Here is a 16,009-nt window from a genome sequence, read left to right as displayed (position 1 = left end):
CCGGCCCTCATCCGCGGTCACCGCCCCACCGGGGCCGCCCGACCCCGCGCCGTCGCGAGTCCCCCACCGGCGCCGTGAAGATGGACTCCCAGACCTCACAGGCATCCCAGCCCTCCCCTTCGCCCCAGTCACCTCATACGTTCCAGGTCGACCTGCGTGGTCTGGTGGACCTGCTCTCCCACCACCTCTACTCCAGTCCCAAGGTGTATCTGCGCGAGCTGCTGCAGAACGCCGTGGACGCCGTCACGGCCCGACGCACGGACGAGCCCGGCGCCCCTGCCCGGGTGCGGCTGCACGCCGAGGACGGCGCCCTGCGTGTCGAGGACACCGGCGTGGGGCTCACCGAGGCGGACGTGCACAGTCTGCTGGCCACCATCGGGCGCAGTTCCAAGCGCGCCGAGGGGCTGGAGGAGGCCCGGTCCGACTTCCTGGGGCAGTTCGGCATCGGGCTGCTGGCCTGTTTCGTGGTCGCCGAGCGGATCCGGGTCGTCAGCCGCAGTGCCCGTACGCCCGGGGCGCCGCCGGTGGAGTGGACGGCGTCCGACGACGGTTCCTACACGGTGCGGACGCTGCCGGACGCCGAGCGGCCCGAACCGGGCACGACCGTGCATCTGGTGGCCCGGGCGGGGGCCGCGGAGTGGCTGGCGCCCAGGCGGGTCGCGGAGCTGGCCCGGGACTTCGGGTCGCTGCTGCCGTACGACGTCCGGGTCGGCGACGAGGCGGTCACCGACCTCCCGGCGCCCTGGGACCGGCCGTACCCGGGCCCGGCCGCGCGCCGCGTCGCCCTCGCCCGGCACTGCAACGACCTGTTCGGCTTCACCCCGCTGGACACCATCGACCTGTCCGTGCCGCTGGCCGGCATCCGCGGGGTGGCGTACGTGCTGCCGTCGGCTGTGAGCCCGGCCCAGCGCGCCGGTCACCGGGTGCACCTGAAGGGCATGCTGCTGACCGAGCGGGCCGAACAGCTGCTGCCCGACTGGGCGTTCTTCGTGCGCTGTGTGCTCGACACGGACAGTCTGCGGCCCACGGCGTCCCGCGAGGCGCTGTACGAGGACGAGACGCTGGCCGGGGTGCGGGAGGCGCTGGGTGAGCGGATCCGGGCCTGGCTCACCGGGTTGGCGGCCGGTGATCCGGAGCGGCTGGCGGCGTTCCTCGCGGTGCACCACCTGGGTGTGAAGTCGCTGGCCCGGCACGACCGGGAGATGCTGCGCACGATGCTGCCGTGGCTGCCGTTCGAGACGACCGACGGGCGGCTGTCCCTGGAGGAGTTCGCGCAGCGGCACGCGGTGGTGCACTTCACGCGGACCGTCGAGGAGTACCGGCAGGTCGCGCCGATCGCGTCCGCGCAGGGCATCGGCGTGATCAACGGCGGCTACACCTACGACAGCGAGCTGGTTCAGGCGCTGCCGTCGGTGCGGCCGGGCACCGTGGTCGCCGAGCTGGACGCGGAGACGGTCACCGCGCATCTGGACGCGGTCGACCCGGCCGAGGAGCTGGCCCTGTCGGGCTTCCTGGCGGCGGCCCGGGCCCGGCTCGACCCGCTGGGCTGTGACGTCGTGCTGCGGTCCTTCCACCCGCTGTCCGTGCCCGCGCTGCACCTCGACGACCGGGACGCCCGGCACGAGCAGGCCCGGGCGGACGCCGAGGCGCAGGCCGACGACCTGTGGGCGGGCATCCTCGGCTCCCTGCGGGGCAGCGCGCCCCGCGCCCGTCTGGTGCTGAACCATCTCAACCCGCTCGTGCGGAGGATCAGCGCGCTGCCCGACACGGAGCTGATCGGAACGGCCGCGGAGTCGCTGTACGGGCAGGCGCTGCTGATGGCGCAGCGGCCGCTCAGGCCGGCCGACTCGGCGCTGCTCAACCGCGCGTTCATCGGTCTCCTGGAGTGGGCCACGCACAGCGAGGACGGTCAGGCATGAGCGAGATCACGGACCTCGACGCCCTGCGCAGGGCGATGGCGGAGAACTCCGAGCAGCCGGAGGGGCCGGCCCGCAACACGCGCGCGGAGGAGCTGCTGACGGCGGCCGAGAAGCTGAACATCCCGCTCGCCGTGATCGAGGCGCTCGGGCACCAGCTGAAGGTCTACAACTACAGCTCCGAAAAGGGGAAGATGTTCGTCCCCTTCTCGCGGCTGCTGCGCATGTGGGACGAACGGCCCGAGGACTTCGACGAGTACGAGACCCACTCGCTGCACTGGGTCTTCAAATGGGTCTCGGCCGGAATGCTCGACCAGCCGCACATCCCGCTGGCGTCGATCGAGAAGTGGCTCGGCGAGATGGAGCACCGCTACCGGCTCGCCGGGCACTCCGAGCGGGCCGTGCGCAGCGCCGAGCACAGCGTGGCCGCGCATGTCGGGGACGTGGCGCGGGCCGAGCGGGCGTACGCCGCGTGGCTGGCCGCCGACCGGGACGCCATGGCCGACTGCCACGCCTGCGAACTGCACGGCCAGGGCTGGTGGCAGGCGGAGCAGGGGCGGGACGCCGAGGCGCTGGAACTGTGGCGGCCGGTGCTGGAGGGCGAGTACGCCTGCGCCCACGAGCCGCACACGGCCCTCGCGTCCTGCCTGGTGCCGCTGTTGCGGCTGGGCCGCCTCGACGAGGCCCGGGCCTGCCATCTGCGGGGCTTCCGGCTCGTCCGGGCGATGGAGAGCATGCGCGGCGCGTACGCGGACCACGTGGAGTTCTGCGCGCTGACCGGCAACGAGGCGCGGGGTCTGGAGCTGCTCGCGGAGCGTCCGGCGTACTTCACGGACGACGGGCAGCCGCGGAGCAGGCTGGACTTCATGAGCGTGGTGGCCCTGCTCATGGACCGGCTGACCGTGCTCGGGCTGGGCGACCGGCAGGTGCCGGGTCCGGCCGGGCGGGAGTGGACCGCCCGCGAACTCGCCCCGCACGCGCGCGGGGAGGCCCTCGCCCTGGCGGCGCGTTTCGACGAACGCAACGGCACGGCGCACGTGAGCGAGCGGGCACGCGCGCGTATGGCGCGGCAACCGCTGGTGGAGCGGCTGCCACTGGGCGTGCGGTCGGTACGGCCGGCTCCCCCGCGCGCTCCCGCCGCGGCTCCGGTTCCGGTCACCGGGCAGCCGGATCTGCCCGCACTGCTGGCCGAGGCCCGGCGGCTGTCGGACCACCTGCGGCCGAACGCCGTGGAGGCGTGGGCGGCGGCCGCCGAGGCCGCGGAGGGCGTCGGGCTGGACCCGCGCGACCGTGCCGAGATGGCCGACCACGAGGCGATGGCCCTCGGCCCCGAGGGGGCCGACCTCTTCGAACGGGCCGCCGGGCTCTACGCGCAGGCGGGCGACCTGGGCGAGGCCCTGGCGGCACGCGCGCGTGGGGCGTACGTCCGTGCGCTCGCAGGGGACGTGGACGGCGCCGCCGTGGCGGTGACCGGCCTCTACGACGAGGTCCTCGCGCTGTACGCCGCCGACGGCACGGGGATACGGCAGACGGCGTCCGTCGTGATGAGCCGGGCGCGGATCCTGACGCGCCGCGCGCACGCCGGTGAGGGCGACGGGGCGGTCCTCGCCGAGGCCGAGGCCGCCGTCCGGGAGGTCCTCGCACTCGTCGACGGGCGGACCGGGGACGACGTGCGGCTGGCCGCGCGGATCGCCGAGGCGCAGACGATGCTCGGGGAGCTGGCGGGGCTGGCCGGGGATCTGGAGACGGCCGCGGAGCTGTTCGCCCGGGGCGCGTCGGCGTTCGTCGCGGCGGGGCTGCCGTGGTTCGCGGTGGAGTACGAGGCCCGGCTGGCCTCCCTCGCCCACCACCTCGGCGACGTGGCGGAGGCGGAACGGGCGCTGCGGGCGGCCCTGGAGCACGGCGGACAGCAGCTGGAGGCGCCCGGGCGGGCCCAGCTGCACCTCCAGCTCGGGGAGGTCGTGGGCGGCCGGGGCGACGCCGTGGAGGCCGCCGAGCACGCCCTGGAGGCCGCCCACTGGGCCGACGAGGCGGGCGAGTCGGCGACGCTGGGTGCCTGGGCGCGACAGCAGCTCGGCGGGTTCCTGCTGCGGCAGGGCCGGTGGGCCGAGGCCGCGGAGGTGCTGGAGGCGGCCCTGCCCGACCTGACCGCAGAGACGCACGGCGACGGGGCGGTCGTGCAGACGCAGTGGTGGCTCGGTGACTGTCTGAGCGAGCTCGGCGAGCACCGCGCCGCCGCCGAACGGCGCCTGCAGGCCGCCGAGATCGCCCGGCACTGGCCCGAGCAGCACGACCACGCGACCCTCGCCCATCTGGCCGGGGAGTCCCTCGGGCAGGCCGGACTGGCGGCCGAGGCGAACCAGGCCTACGCCCGCGCGGGCGACCTGTGGCGCGCGCTCGGCAACACCCACGGCCTGATCCGCTCCCTGCGCGCCCGCGCCTGGCTGGCCCTGCGGGCGGAGGGCGGGCTGGACGAGGCGCGCGGCCTGATGGCGGAGGCGGTCCGGGAGTGCGAGGCGGCACGGGAAGCGGCACCCGACGAGGAGTCCCGGCAGCAGCTCGTCGCCGAACTCGGCCACACGCACGGTCAGTTCGGCGACCTGCTGGCCCGGTCCGCCGTCGAGGACGCCGAGGACGCCCCGGTCCGGCACCTGTTCGAGGAGGCGCTGGCCCAAGTGGTCCAGGCAGTCGGCGTGTTCGCCTCCCTCGGGGACGGCGCCCTGCACAGCCGCACCGGCGCGGAACTGGCAGCGGGACGGCTGGAGGCCGACCTGGACCGCCCCGCCGACGCGGCGGCACGCGCGCGTGCGGTGCTGGCGGCGTACGAGGGGTACGACGGCGCGGTGACCGGCGACGGGGACGGCGAGGCGGTGCGGGCCCGCCGGGCGGAGGCGGAGCAGCTGCTCCGGCTGTTGACGGAGCGGCCGCACTGAGGAGGCGCCGGCCTGCCGCACGCCCCCGCGGAAGGCCCGCCCTACTCCACGCCGATGAGCAGCAGGGCCCCCTGTCGTCCGCCCCGGTAGACGACCGTGTCGACGGCGAGGTACCCCTCGCGGACCCGGCCCTCCAGGTGCCCGGCGACGCTGTCGGGGACGTCGTCGCCGAGGACGAGGGTGACCATCTCGCCCCCGGCCGAGAGCATGCGGTCCAGGACGGTCTCGGCCGTCACCGCGAGGTCCGAACCGATCACGGCCACGTCCCCGTCGATCAGGCCCAGGACGTCACCGGCCTGGCAGATGCCCGCCATCGTCCAGGACTGGCGTTCGGCGACGGTGACCTCGGCGTAGCGGGTGGCCCCGGCGGCGGAGGTCATGGACACGACGTCCTCGTCGAAGCGGCGGTCCGGCTCGTGCACGGCCAGCGCGGCGATGCCCTGGACCGCCGAGCGGGTCGGGATCAGAGCCACCCGGACGCCCTCCGTGCGGACCTGCTCGGCGGCCGCGGCGGCGGTGTGGCGCAGGTCGGCGTCGTTGGGCAGCAGCACGACCTCGCGCGCGTGGGCCCGCCGTACGGCCTGGACGAGCTCGCCGCTCGCGGGCGGCTCCCCGGGGCGGGCGAGCACGGTCGTCGCCCCGGCCTCGGCGTACAGCCCGGCCAGGCCCTCGCCGGGCACGACGGCCACGACGGCCCGCTGGGCGCGCTCCCGGGGCGGCCGCTCGGCCCCGGTGGTGTGGACGTCGCCGGCGCCGAAGTGGGTGATGCGGATGCGGTGGGGCCGCCCGGCCTCGATGCCGGCCTCGACCGCGGCGCCCGCGTCGTCGACATGGACGTGGACGTTCCACAGCCCGTCCCCGCCGACCACGACGAGGGAGTCCCCGAGGGTGTCGAGCCGCCCCCGCAGCCGCTCCACGGCCGCGTCCTCGGCCTCCAGCAGGTAGATCACCTCGAAGGCGGGCCCCTCCTGGCCCGGCACGGCGGCGCTGTCGGCGCACTCCCCCGGGGCGCCGTCGGCCGGGGCGTGGCCGTCGGCGAGGACATGGCCTTCGGCGCGGTCCACGCGCGCGTGGGGAACCCCGGCGGGCCCGGTGCACGCGCTTGCCACCACCGCCCGCGCCCTCTCCCCCGTGAACGTCTCCACCAGCGCCCCGAGCACCGCGACCAGTCCCCGCCCGCCGGCGTCGACCACCCCGGCGCGTTCCAGGACGGGCAGCTGACCCGGGGTCGCGGCGAGTGCCGTGCGGGCTCCGTCGTAGGCCGCCCGGGCCACGGTCCCGCAGTCGCCCTCCGCGCCGTCGGCCGCGTCTGCGGCGGCCGAGGCGACCGTGAGGACGGTGCCCTCGACGGGGTGGGCGACGGCCCGGCGGGCGGAGTCGGCCGCGTGCCGCAGGGCGAGCCGCAGGCACCGGCCGTCGGCCCGGGCGGTGTCGTCGTCCGCCAGCACCTGGGCCATGCCGCGCAGCAGCTGGGCGAGGATCGTCCCGGAGTTCCCGCGAGCGCCGATCAGGGCGCCGTGCGCCATCGCCCGGGCGGCGTCGGCGAGCGTCGGCTCTCCCGCGCCCCCGGCGTCCACGCCCGCGGTGTGCGGGAACCCGGCATCCGGGAACCCGGCGCCCGCACTCTTGGCACCCACCGCGGCTTCGGCCCCCGCCGCGTGCCCCGCGAACACCGCCTCGACCGCCGCGACCGCCGACTCCACGGTCAGATACAGATTGGTGCCGGTGTCGCCGTCCGCCACCGGATAGACGTTGATCGCGTCGATCTCCTCACGCGCCCGCCCCAGTGTCTCGAGCGCGAGACCGCACCAGGTGCGCACCGCGAGAGCATCGAAGAATGTCTGCGGCACCTGCGCCACCACGCCTCCCTGAGCTGCTGGACGTGGCTCGCAGCGTAGACCCCGGGGCGGTGTCGACCGGAAGAGGGAGGGGCCGGGCCCCTGAGCTGCCATGGTAGTTTCGTTCTACGGGTGCAGCCGTTGTATGCTGCTCCGGTTGCCCGATCTGATCGGGCCTTCCCCCTGGCAACGCCACTCAGATTTCGACCGGCTCCTTCAGAGCCCGAGAATCTCGATCCCGGCCTGCCGGGATCAACCGTAAGTGCATCTGAAGTCTTTGGAGTGACCCGTGGCTGCCAACTGCGACGTCTGCGGCAAGGGGCCGGGCTTCGGCAACAACATCTCGCACTCCCACCGCCGTACGCCCCGTCGCTGGAACCCGAACATCCAGCGTGTGCGTACCGTGGTGGGCGGGACGCCGAAGCGCGTGAACGCTTGCACCTCGTGCATCAAGGCCGGCAAGGTCTCGCGCTGACGCTCAGCTAGCGCGCAACCACTGCTGGTTCGCTGCAGAGCCGGTCCGCCTCTGGTGGGCCGGCTCTTTGCCGTGCCCGTAGACGTGCCCGGGGGTGCGGTGGCTGTGCCACCGCACCCCCGGTTGCTACACGTCACCCCGGAAGCGCCAGCCGTGATCCACCGGCCCGATCCCCCCGCCGAGCGCGAACCCGGCCGCGACAGCCCGCGTGACGTACTCCTTCGCCGCCGCCACCGCTTCCGGCACGGACCGCCCCTTGGCGAGCCCGGAGGCGATCGCCGAGGCGAGCGTGCAGCCGGTGCCGTGGGTGTGGCGGTTGTCGTGCCTCGGCGCCCGCAGCCAGTGCTCCTCGGAGCCGTCGGTGAGCAGATCGACGGCGTCCCCGGGCAGGTGTCCGCCCTTGATCAGCACCCAGCGCGGCCCGTACTCCAGCACGGCCGCCGCGGCCGGGCGCATCTCCCGCTCCGACTCGACCCGTACGCCGGTGATCTGGGCCACCTCGTCGAGGTTCGGCGTGGCGACCGTCGCCACCGGAAGCAGCTTCGAGCGGACCGAGTCCAGCGCGGAGGCGGCGAGCAGGGCGTCGCCGTGCTTGGAGACGCCGACCGGGTCGACGACCGCCGGGGCGTCCGTCCCCGCGATCAAGTCGGCGACCGCCTCCACGAGTTCCGCGGAGGCCAGCATCCCGGTCTTGACCGCCTGGACGCCGATGTCGTCGACGACACTGCGGTACTGGGCCCGCACGGCCTCCACGGGCAGTTCCCAAGCCCCCTGCACGCCGAGGGAGTTCTGCGCGGTCACCGCCGTCACGACGCTCATGCCGTGCACGCCGAGTGCGAGCATCGTCTTGAGGTCGGCCTGGATGCCCGCGCCTCCGCCGGAGTCGGAGCCCGCCACCGTGAGGACGCCCGGGATCACGACTCTATGTCCCCGAAGTGGTCCCAGCCGCCCTTGCTGGTCCACGGCGCCCCGTCGACCGTCACCTGGGGCAGCGCCGAGGGGTTGAGGACCTCGCCGATGACCTTCCAGCGGGCGGGCAGCTTCACGTCCGGCGGGAACGTCGCCACGATCGCGTGGTCCTCTCCCCCGGCCAGCACCCACTGCATGGGGTCGACCCCGACGGCCTGCCCGATGTCGTTCATCTGGGACGGGATGTCGATCGCGCCGGAGCGGATGTCGATCCGCACCTTGCTCGCCTCGGCGATGTGCCCGAGGTCCGCGATCAGCCCGTCGCTGACGTCGCACATCGCGGTCGCCCCGAGCCCGGCGGCGGCGGGACCCGCGTGATACGGCGGCTCGGGCCGCCGGTGCGCCTCCACGAACGCCCGCGGCGAGCGGAACCCCCGGGACAGCACCGCATACCCGGCGGCCGACCAGCCCAGCCAGCCGGTCACCGCGACGAGGTCGCCGGGCTGGGCGCCCGCCCGCGTCACCGGCTCCTGGTTGCGCAGATCGCCGAGCGCGGTGATCGACACCATGATCGAGTCGCCGCGTACGACGTCACCGCCGACCACGGCCGCGCCCGCCACCTGGCATTCGTCGCGCAGGCCGTCCATCAGCTCACTCGGCCAGGTCACCGGCAGCTCGGCCGGGACGACCAGACCGAGCAGCAGCGCGGTCGGTACGGCGCCCATGGCGGCGATGTCGGCGAGGTTCTGCGCGGCCGCCTTGCGGCCCACGTCGTAGGCCGTCGACCAGTCCCGCCGGAAGTGCCGGCCCTCCACGAGAATGTCCGTGCTCGCCACGACCCTGCGGTCGGGTGCGGCCACCACGGCGGCGTCGTCGCCGGGGCCGACCCGGACCGCCGGGGTGGTGGTCAGACGGGAGGTGAGCTCCCTGATGAGCCCGAACTCACCGAGCTCACCAACAGTGCCCTTCATTGCCCTTTCTCCCCTTCTGTCCCTGTCCGTGCCCGGTCGCCAGGCATCTCGGTCCTCGCTACGGTCGAAGTGACCGTCACGTTCTGCCGGACCTGCACCCCGGCGCGCACATCCCGGTTCCCGCAGGTCTCCCCGCGGCGAGCGGCGACGCGATACCGTGGCGTTCCTTTTCCCCACATGATCCTCGTGGCCGCCCTGGAGGTTCCGTGGTACAGGCGTACATCCTGATCCAGACCGAGGTCGGGAAGGCCTCGGTCGTCGCTGAGACGATCAGCAAGATCCCTGGGATCATCCAGGCCGAGGACGTGACGGGACCCTACGACGTCATCGTGCGGGCCAAGGCCGACACCGTCGACGATCTCGGCCGCATGGTGGTCGCCAAAGTCCAGCAGGTGGACGGCATCACCCGCACCCTGACCTGCCCGGTCGTCCATCTGTAGCCCCCGTCTACCCTGTGCCGGTGAACTCTTTCCGTCACCGGCACCGTTGTGTCTTCCGCGTGTTCCGCCTGCCCGCTGTCGCGCTGTTGATCACTGTCGCGGGCTGCTCCTCAGCAGACGACAGCGCGTCGGCGGCGGTTCCCAGTCCGGACGCGAAGGTCGCGGAACTGTGCCGGAACCTGGACAAGGTACTGCCCGCGAGGGTGGACGGTGAGCGCCGGGCGGATCCCGAGCCCGCGTCGGCGCTGACGGCGGCCTGGGGCAGCCCGGCGATCATACTTCGCTGCGGTGTTCCGCAGCCGCCGAAGATGGTCGACCCGAAGGTGGCGGACGGGCGGGACCCGGATGCGGTCGCCGGGGGTGTGAACGGCGTCGACTGGCTGATGGAGAGCGAGGACGGCGGCGGGTACCGGTTCACCACCGCCAACCGCGAGGCGTACGTCGAGGTCCGGGCGCCGAAGGGCGTGGACAGCTCGGGTGTGCTGATCGATCTGGCCGCGGCCGTGAAGGAGGCGATCCCCGAGGGGATCGCCTCGTGAGCGCCGGGCGTCGATGATTCAGCGCAGGCCCGTCGGCCTGCGCAGTGCCGCCTGCACCAGCAGGTCGATCAGCTCCTGGTAGCTCACCCCGCTCGCCTGCCACATCTGCGGGTACATGGAGATGGGCGTGAAGCCGGGCATCGTGTTGATCTCGTTGATCACGAACTCGCCGTCCTCGGTGAGGAAGAAGTCCGCGCGGACCAGGCCCTCGCAGGACGCCGCGTCGAACGCGTCGACCGCCAGGCGCTGGACCTCGGCCGTCTCCTCCGGGGTGAGGGGCGCCGGGACGAGCCCCGGGGTGGAGTCGATGTACTTGGCCTCGAAGTCGTAGTACGCGTGCGCCTCGGGCGAGGGGATCTCCGCGGGCAGGGAGGCCCGGGGGCCGTCCTCGAACTCCAGGACGCCGCACTCGATCTCACGGCCGCGCAGCGCGGCCTCCACGAGGATCTTCGGGTCGTGCCGCTGGGCCTCGGCGATGGCCTCGTCGAGGCCGGAGAGGTCGTCGACCTTGGTGATGCCGATCGACGAACCGGCCCGCGAGGGCTTCACGAACAGCGGCCAGCCGTACTCGTCCGCGAAGTCGACGATCTTCTTGCGGGCGGCGGACCGGTCCTGCTCCCACTCACGGGGACGCACCACCGCGTACGGGCCGACCTTCAGCCCGAACGAGGTGAACACCCGCTTCATGTACTCCTTGTCCTGGCCCACGGCCGAGGCGAGCACGCCCGAACCCACGTACGGGACGCCGGAGAGCTCCAGGAGGCCCTGGAGGGTGCCGTCCTCGCCGTACGGGCCGTGCAGCACCGGGAAGACCACGTCGACCTCGCCGAGCGCCTTGGGGACCGATCCCGGCTCGCTGTAGACGACTTCGCGGCTGGCGGGGTCGACCGAGAGGATCACCGCGCCCTCGGCGGACTCGGCGAGCAGGTCGACGCTCGGCGGGCGCCGGTCGGCGATCGCCATCCGCTCCGGTTCGTCCGCCGTGAGCGCCCAACGCCCGTCCTGGGTGATGCCGATCGGCAGGACGTCGTACTTCGTCCGGTCGATGGCCTTGAGGACGGCGCCGGCCGTGACCACGGAGATCCCGTGTTCGGAGCTGCGCCCGCCGAACACGACGGCCACACGCGGCTTGCGAGGCGGCTGCTCGGGGCTCTGGGGGAGGTTCTCGGTGCTCATATCGGGTTGAGAGTACCCGTTGGTAGGGCCACTGGTAAGCGCCGTCGGCCTCGCGTCGCTCAGCGTCGTTCGGGCTTCGCGCTGCGCGACATCAGCTCCTTGAGCGCCACCACCGGGGGCTTGCCCTCGTGCACGATTGCGACGACCGTCTCCGTGATCGGCATGTCGACGCCGTGCCGGCGGGCCAGATCGAGCACCGACTCGCAGGACTTGACGCCCTCGGCGGTCTGCTTGGTGACCGCGATGGTCTCCTGGAGGGTCATGCCCTTGCCGAGGTTGGTGCCGAAGGTGTGGTTGCGCGACAGCGGCGAGGAGCAGGTGGCCACCAGGTCGCCCAGGCCCGCGAGTCCGGAGAAGGTCAGCGGGTCGGCGCCGAGCGCCATGCCGAGCCGGGTGGTCTCGGCGAGGCCGCGGGTGATGAGGGAGCCCTTGGCGTTGTCGCCGAGGCCCATGCCGTCCGCGATGCCGACGGCGAGACCGATGACGTTCTTCACGGCTCCGCCCAGCTCGCAACCCACCACGTCCGTATTGGTGTACGGGCGGAAGTACGGCGTGTGGCAAGCGGCCTGGAGCCGCTGGGCGACGACCTCGTCGGTGCAGGCGACCACGGCCGCGGCCGGCATCCGCGCGGCGATCTCCCGGGCCAGGTTGGGCCCCGTCACCACGGCGATCCGGTCCGGACCGACCTTGGCGACGTCGTCGATGACCTCGCTCATCCGCATCGCGGAGCCGAGTTCGACGCCCTTCATCAGCGACACCAGAACCGTGTCGGGGGCCAGCAGCGGGCTCCACTCGGCGAGGTTGGCGCGGAGGGTCTGCGAGGGCACCGACAGGACCGTGAAGTCGGCGTCCGCGGCGGCCTCGGCGGGGTCGGTGGTGGCCCGTACGTTCTCCGGGAGCTCGACGCCCGGGAAGTAGTCGGGATTGGTCCGCGTGGAGTTGATCGCCTCCACGAGCTCCGGGCGGCGCCCCCACAGAGTGACCTCGCACCCCGCGTCGGCGAGCACCATGCCGAAGGCCGTACCCCACGAACCGGCGCTCAGGACCGCCGCCTTGACCGGCTTGCTCACTTGCCCAGCCCCTCTTCCTGCACGGTCTGACCGGACTTCCGGTGCGTCTGCGCCTGGGTGCGGCGCCGCTGCTCGATCCGCTCCCTGCGCGGGTCGTACGGCGTCTTTGGCGCCTTCTCGCCGCGGATCAGCTCCAGCTGTTCGGTGACGGCGGCCATGATGACCTCCGTGGCCTCCTTCAGCAGCTCCGCGGTCATGTCCCGGTCGTAGAAACGCGCGAGGTCCACGGGCGGCCCGGCCAGCACGCGGTGCGTCTTGCGCGGCAGCAGATGCGGCTTCTTCGCGTACGGCGGCAGCAACTCGTTGCAGCCCCACTGAGCGACGGGGATCACCGGGCACTTGGTCTGCAGGGCGACGCGCGCGGCCCCGGTCTTGCCGGTCATGGGCCAGCCGTCCGGGTCGCGGGTGAGGGTGCCCTCGGGATAGAAGGCGACGCATTCCCCCCGGTCCACGGCGTCGATCGCGGCCCGGAAGGCGCTCAGCGCGTCCGTGCTCTCGCGGTAGACGGGGATCTGCCCGGTGCCCCGCATCGCGGCTCCGACGAATCCCTTCTTGAAAAGCCCGCTCTTCGCGAGGAATCGCGGGACGCGCCCGGTGTTGTACTGAAAGTGCGCGTAAGCGAAGGGGTCGATGTGCGAATTGTGGTTCACCGCGGTGATAAATCCACCCTCTGCCGGAATGTGCTCCATTCCACGCCAGTCCCGCCTGAGCAGAACCACCAGCGGCGGTTTGCAGATCACCGCGGCGAAGCGGTACCAGAAGCCGATTCTGCGGCGGGGCACGCGGACACCTTCCTCTAGGGCCTGAAAGCCGGGGCCACGGGGGCCGCACAAGTGTCGCCCCAGGCCGCCGGTCTGTCGAGAACACCGTACGCCCCGGCACGCCGCCCGCCCGATGCCCCGGGTGACAATGAGCGCGACAAGAGGAGGACGGAACACCCGTGCAGTGGACCCTGGTCGTACCCCTGAAGCCCCTGGCCCGGGCCAAGAGCAGGCTTGCGGACACCGCGGACGACGGGCTGCGGCCGGACCTGGCACTGGCCTTCGCCCAGGACACGGTGGCGGCCGCGCTGGCCTGCCCGGCGGTAGGGGATGTGGCAGTCGTCACGGACGACGCCCGGGCGGGCCGGGAGCTGACCGCACTGGGCGCCGCGATCATCTCCGACGAACCGGGCGGCGGTCTCAACGCCGCCCTCGCACACGCGACGCGGGTCGTACGGTCCGCGCGCCCGGCCCGGGCGGTGGCCGCACTCAACGCCGATCTGCCGGCCCTGCGCCCCGTGGAATTGTCCCGGGTACTCGATTCCGCCGCCGAATTCCCGCGCGCATTTCTCCCGGACGCCGCCGCAATCGGCACGACCCTGCTGGCCGCCGCCCCGGGCCGCGAATTGCACCCGGCTTTCGGCACGGATTCCCGGGCCCGGCACCGCGCCTCCGGGGCGGTGGAACTGCCCCTGACCGCGGTGGATTCCGTTCGCCAGGACGTGGATACGGGCGATGACCTGCGCAGCGCGCTGGCCCTGGGGGTCGGCCCTCATACGGCGGCGGCCGCCGCGCGGTTGCTGATTCCCGGGCAGTAGGCTGCGGCCATGCAGGCGACCGCGTACACGTACGACCCCGAAAGCCGCAGCGGGCAGGTGCTCCTGGACGACGGCACCCCGGTGCCCTTCGACGCGGCCGCGTTCGACGCGGGGGGCCTCAGGCTGCTGCGCCCGGGCCAGCGGGTCCGTATCGAGGTGGAGGGCGCCGCGGACGCGCTCCGGATCACTCTGGTGACCCTGCAGACCCTCTGATCACACACTGAACACGCCGCGGGCCGGACTCCGTGCGGAGTCCGGCCCGGCGCGTGAGTGCCCCAGCGCCCCTACTTCTTGCGGGCGGTGGTCTTCTTGGCGGTGGTCTTGCGCGCCGTCGACTTCTTGGCGGGCGCCTTCTTGGCCGTGGCCTTCTTCGCCGGGGCCTTCTTCGCGGTGGTCTTCTTCGCGGCGGTGGTCTTGGACGTCGCCGTGGTCTTCTTGGCGGGCGCCTTCTTCGCCGTGGTCTTCTTCGCGGCCGCGGTCTTGGTGGTGGCCTTCTTCGCCGTCGTCTTCTTGGCGGTGGTCTTCTTCGCGGCGGCCGACTTCGTGGTCGCCTTCTTCGCGGCGGCCTTCTTGACCGTCGCGCCGGCACCGCCGGTCAGGCTGCCCTTGGGCGCCTTCTTGACGGAGACCTCGCCGCCACGCGGGAGCTTCTTCGAGCCGCTGACCAGGTCCTTGAAGCCCTGACCGGCGCGGAAGCGCGGAACGGAGGTCTTCTTGACCCGAACCCGCTCGCCCGTCTGGGGGTTACGGGCGTACCGGGCCGGGCGGTCGACCTTCTCGAACGAACCGAAGCCGGTGACCGAAACCCGCTCACCCGAGACGACCGCGCGGACGATGGCGTCCAGTACATGGTCGACAGCGTCGGCGGCCTGCTGACGGCCGCCCATCTTGTCGGCAATCGCTTCTACGAGCTGCGCCTTGTTCACGTCTTCCCCTTCGGAGACATCGCCAGAACGAAAGTGTTCAAGCTTTTTCGCACGTTAGGCAGATATATACCGCAAATCAAACACGAAACGGGCTTATCACCCTTGTGCCGCAACGAACTCGACGGTGTCGAAGGGTTCAGCGTTCCTCGTCGGGGAGACGTCCCTCGTCGAGGTCCGCGGTGAACCGCTCCAGCCGTCTTGCCGCGTCGGCGAGATCGTGCTTGGCCGCGGCCGTAATGACCAGCAGCTTCCGGGTCAGCGCCATCCGTACGCCCTCCGGGACTTGCAGTGCGCGCACTCTTGTGTGCGCTTCCTTGAGTTGGTCCGCGACTGCCGCATAGAGCTCGAGTTGGCCGTCGTGTTCCATGCACAGATTGTGCCATCTGGGGCGAGTTGTCGCCTGCGCAGGGGACAACTGCCGCCTCCGACGGCCTTCCCGGCGCACGTGGAAGTCACGGCTGCACCCCTCGCGTACCCCGGCAACCACCTGCATAACGTGAGAAGTTGGCAGCTGAACAGCGGGTGGGCAGGGCCGTTCGGGTGCAGACACGGCTGTACCCCCGATCGGGCTGATCGGGGGTACAGAGGGGTGTTGCGGTGGCCGAAAGTCGCCTTGTTCTCAGGCGGCCGGCCGTGCCCGGGTCAGACCGGGAGCGTCCGCGGCTTGAACGTGGGGCGCTTCGCCTCGTACGCGGAGATGTCGGCCTCGTTCTGGAGGGTGATCGAGATGTCGTCTAGGCCGTTCAGCAGCCGCCAGCGGGAGTTCTCGTCCAGCTCGAAGGCGGCGGTGATGCCCTCGGCGCGCACCTCGCGGCTTTCGAGGTCGACGGTGATCTCGGCCTGCGGGTCCTTCTCGGTGAGCTCCCACAGCGCGTCCACGGTCTCCTGCTCCAGGACGACCGTGAGCAGGCCGTTCTTGAGCGAGTTGCCGCGGAAGATGTCGGCGAAGCGGGAGGAGATCACGGCCTTGAAGCCGTAGTTCTGCAGCGCCCAGACGGCGTGCTCACGCGAGGAGCCGGTGCCGAAGTCGGGGCCGGCGACCAGCACGGTCGCTCCCTGGCGCTCGCTCTGGTTGAGCACGAACGTCCCGTCCTTGCGCCAGGCCTCGAACAGCCCGTCCTCGAACCCGTCGCGCGTGACCTTCTTGAGCCAGTGGGCGGGGATGATCTGGTCGGTGTCGACGTTGCTGCGGCGCAGCGGGACGGCCCGGCCGGTGTGGGTGGTGAAGGCTTCCATG

Annotated in this window: 16 protein-coding genes; 7 read left to right on the top strand and 9 right to left on the bottom strand. The window is 72.6% G+C overall.

Going from position 1 to position 16,009, the window contains the following annotated elements; genetic code table 11:
* The first annotated feature begins 80 nt into the window (after positions 1 to 80).
* Positions 81 to 1,919 (top strand): HSP90 family protein, encoded by a 1,839-nt coding sequence (locus HDC93_RS19105; protein ID WP_185012221.1) that lies wholly within the window; start codon positions 81 to 83, stop codon positions 1,917 to 1,919.
* A complete protein-coding gene (locus tag HDC93_RS19100; protein WP_185012107.1) occupies positions 1,916 to 4,849 on the top strand; it encodes a tetratricopeptide repeat protein in 2,934 nt (977 codons plus the stop codon). Before HDC93_RS19105 ends, HDC93_RS19100 begins: the two co-directional genes overlap by 4 nt.
* Before the next feature lie 41 nt (positions 4,850 to 4,890).
* On the opposite strand, the gene HDC93_RS19095 is transcribed toward HDC93_RS19100, so the two are convergent.
* A complete protein-coding gene (locus tag HDC93_RS19095; protein ID WP_185012106.1) occupies positions 4,891 to 6,708 on the bottom strand; it encodes a DAK2 domain-containing protein in 1,818 nt (605 codons plus the stop codon).
* A gap of 268 nt (positions 6,709 to 6,976) precedes the next feature.
* Here HDC93_RS19095 and rpmB point away from each other — a divergent pair, with 268 nt between their 5' ends.
* Complete coding sequence (gene rpmB / locus HDC93_RS19090; protein WP_004924906.1) at positions 6,977 to 7,162, top strand: 50S ribosomal protein L28; 186 nt, start codon at positions 6,977 to 6,979, stop codon at positions 7,160 to 7,162.
* Positions 7,163 to 7,288: 126 nt separating this feature from the next.
* On the opposite strand, the gene thiD is transcribed toward rpmB, so the two are convergent.
* Entirely contained in the window at positions 7,289 to 8,080 is a 792-nt protein-coding gene (gene thiD, locus HDC93_RS19085; protein WP_185012105.1) for a bifunctional hydroxymethylpyrimidine kinase/phosphomethylpyrimidine kinase, read from the bottom strand.
* On the bottom strand, positions 8,077 to 9,042 hold the full coding sequence (locus HDC93_RS19080) for a thiamine-phosphate kinase (protein WP_185012104.1): 966 nt from the start codon (positions 9,040 to 9,042) through the stop codon (positions 8,077 to 8,079). The genes thiD and HDC93_RS19080 overlap by 4 nt, the downstream gene beginning before the upstream one ends.
* A gap of 206 nt (positions 9,043 to 9,248) precedes the next feature.
* Between HDC93_RS19080 and HDC93_RS19075 the strand changes: the two genes are divergently transcribed.
* Complete coding sequence (locus HDC93_RS19075; RefSeq protein WP_185012103.1) at positions 9,249 to 9,482, top strand: Lrp/AsnC family transcriptional regulator; 234 nt, start codon at positions 9,249 to 9,251, stop codon at positions 9,480 to 9,482.
* 20 nt (positions 9,483 to 9,502) lie between these two features.
* A complete protein-coding gene (locus tag HDC93_RS19070) occupies positions 9,503 to 10,021 on the top strand; it encodes a DUF3515 domain-containing protein (protein ID WP_311774576.1) in 519 nt (172 codons plus the stop codon).
* Positions 10,022 to 10,039: 18 nt separating this feature from the next.
* Here the strand turns inward: HDC93_RS19070 and HDC93_RS19065 are convergent, their stop codons facing one another.
* The 3 genes from HDC93_RS19065 to HDC93_RS19055 are packed head-to-tail and all read right to left on the bottom strand — an operon-like array spanning position 10,040 to position 13,049.
* Positions 10,040 to 11,197 carry a D-alanine--D-alanine ligase family protein gene (locus tag HDC93_RS19065; RefSeq protein WP_185012102.1) on the bottom strand — a complete coding sequence of 386 codons (1,158 nt, stop codon included), beginning with the start codon at positions 11,195 to 11,197 and terminating at the stop codon, positions 10,040 to 10,042.
* Positions 11,198 to 11,256: 59 nt separating this feature from the next.
* Positions 11,257 to 12,267 (bottom strand): NAD(P)H-dependent glycerol-3-phosphate dehydrogenase, encoded by a 1,011-nt coding sequence (locus tag HDC93_RS19060; protein ID WP_185012101.1) that lies wholly within the window; start codon positions 12,265 to 12,267, stop codon positions 11,257 to 11,259.
* The gene (locus HDC93_RS19055; RefSeq protein WP_185012100.1) at positions 12,264 to 13,049 is read right to left on the bottom strand and encodes a 1-acyl-sn-glycerol-3-phosphate acyltransferase; all 786 of its coding nucleotides are present in this window, start codon (positions 13,047 to 13,049) and stop codon (positions 12,264 to 12,266) included. The genes HDC93_RS19060 and HDC93_RS19055 overlap by 4 nt, the downstream gene beginning before the upstream one ends.
* Before the next feature lie 158 nt (positions 13,050 to 13,207).
* Between HDC93_RS19055 and cofC the strand changes: the two genes are divergently transcribed.
* Together cofC and HDC93_RS19045 are read left to right on the top strand one after the other, a co-directional pair.
* Entirely contained in the window at positions 13,208 to 13,846 is a 639-nt protein-coding gene (gene cofC, locus HDC93_RS19050) for a 2-phospho-L-lactate guanylyltransferase (RefSeq protein ID WP_185012099.1), read from the top strand.
* A gap of 9 nt (positions 13,847 to 13,855) precedes the next feature.
* Positions 13,856 to 14,059: a hypothetical protein gene (locus tag HDC93_RS19045; RefSeq protein WP_185012098.1), complete on the top strand. Its 204-nt coding sequence runs from the start codon at positions 13,856 to 13,858 to the stop codon at positions 14,057 to 14,059.
* A 71-nt stretch (positions 14,060 to 14,130) separates the two neighbouring features.
* On the opposite strand, the gene HDC93_RS19040 is transcribed toward HDC93_RS19045, so the two are convergent.
* From HDC93_RS19040 to leuD, 3 genes are all read right to left on the bottom strand, one after another.
* Positions 14,131 to 14,772 (bottom strand): HU family DNA-binding protein, encoded by a 642-nt coding sequence (locus tag HDC93_RS19040; RefSeq protein ID WP_030851950.1) that lies wholly within the window; start codon positions 14,770 to 14,772, stop codon positions 14,131 to 14,133.
* Positions 14,773 to 14,908: 136 nt separating this feature from the next.
* On the bottom strand, positions 14,909 to 15,139 hold the full coding sequence (locus HDC93_RS19035) for a hypothetical protein (RefSeq protein WP_030851947.1): 231 nt from the start codon (positions 15,137 to 15,139) through the stop codon (positions 14,909 to 14,911).
* Positions 15,140 to 15,414: 275 nt separating this feature from the next.
* Positions 15,415 to 16,008: a 3-isopropylmalate dehydratase small subunit gene (gene leuD, locus HDC93_RS19030; protein WP_185012097.1), complete on the bottom strand. Its 594-nt coding sequence runs from the start codon at positions 16,006 to 16,008 to the stop codon at positions 15,415 to 15,417.
* Position 16,009 lies beyond the last annotated feature (1 nt).

It is taken from the genome of Streptomyces sp. AK010, from assembly GCF_014207295.1.
Lineage (GTDB): Bacteria > Actinomycetota > Actinomycetes > Streptomycetales > Streptomycetaceae > Streptomyces > Streptomyces massasporeus.
Note: the sequence above shows the minus strand (reverse complement) of the source record. Positions and strands in the feature narration are given on the sequence as shown.

What these genes read in the sequence shown, in the direction of transcription:
- HDC93_RS19105 (WP_185012221.1), top strand. Translation starts at nt 81, where the DNA reads ATGGACTCCCAGACCTCACAGGCATCCCAGCCCTCCCCTTCGCCCCAG.
- HDC93_RS19100 (WP_185012107.1), top strand. Translation starts at nt 1,916, where the DNA reads ATGAGCGAGATCACGGACCTCGACGCCCTGCGCAGGGCGATGGCGGAG.
- HDC93_RS19080 (WP_185012104.1), bottom strand. Translation starts at nt 9,042, where the DNA reads ATGAAGGGCACTGTTGGTGAGCTCGGTGAGTTCGGGCTCATCAGGGAG.
- HDC93_RS19065 (WP_185012102.1), bottom strand. Translation starts at nt 11,197, where the DNA reads ATGAGCACCGAGAACCTCCCCCAGAGCCCCGAGCAGCCGCCTCGCAAG.
- HDC93_RS19045 (WP_185012098.1), top strand. Translation starts at nt 13,856, where the DNA reads ATGCAGGCGACCGCGTACACGTACGACCCCGAAAGCCGCAGCGGGCAG.
- HDC93_RS19035 (WP_030851947.1), bottom strand. Translation starts at nt 15,139, where the DNA reads ATGGAACACGACGGCCAACTCGAGCTCTATGCGGCAGTCGCGGACCAA.
- leuD (WP_185012097.1), bottom strand. Translation starts at nt 16,008, where the DNA reads ATGGAAGCCTTCACCACCCACACCGGCCGGGCCGTCCCGCTGCGCCGC.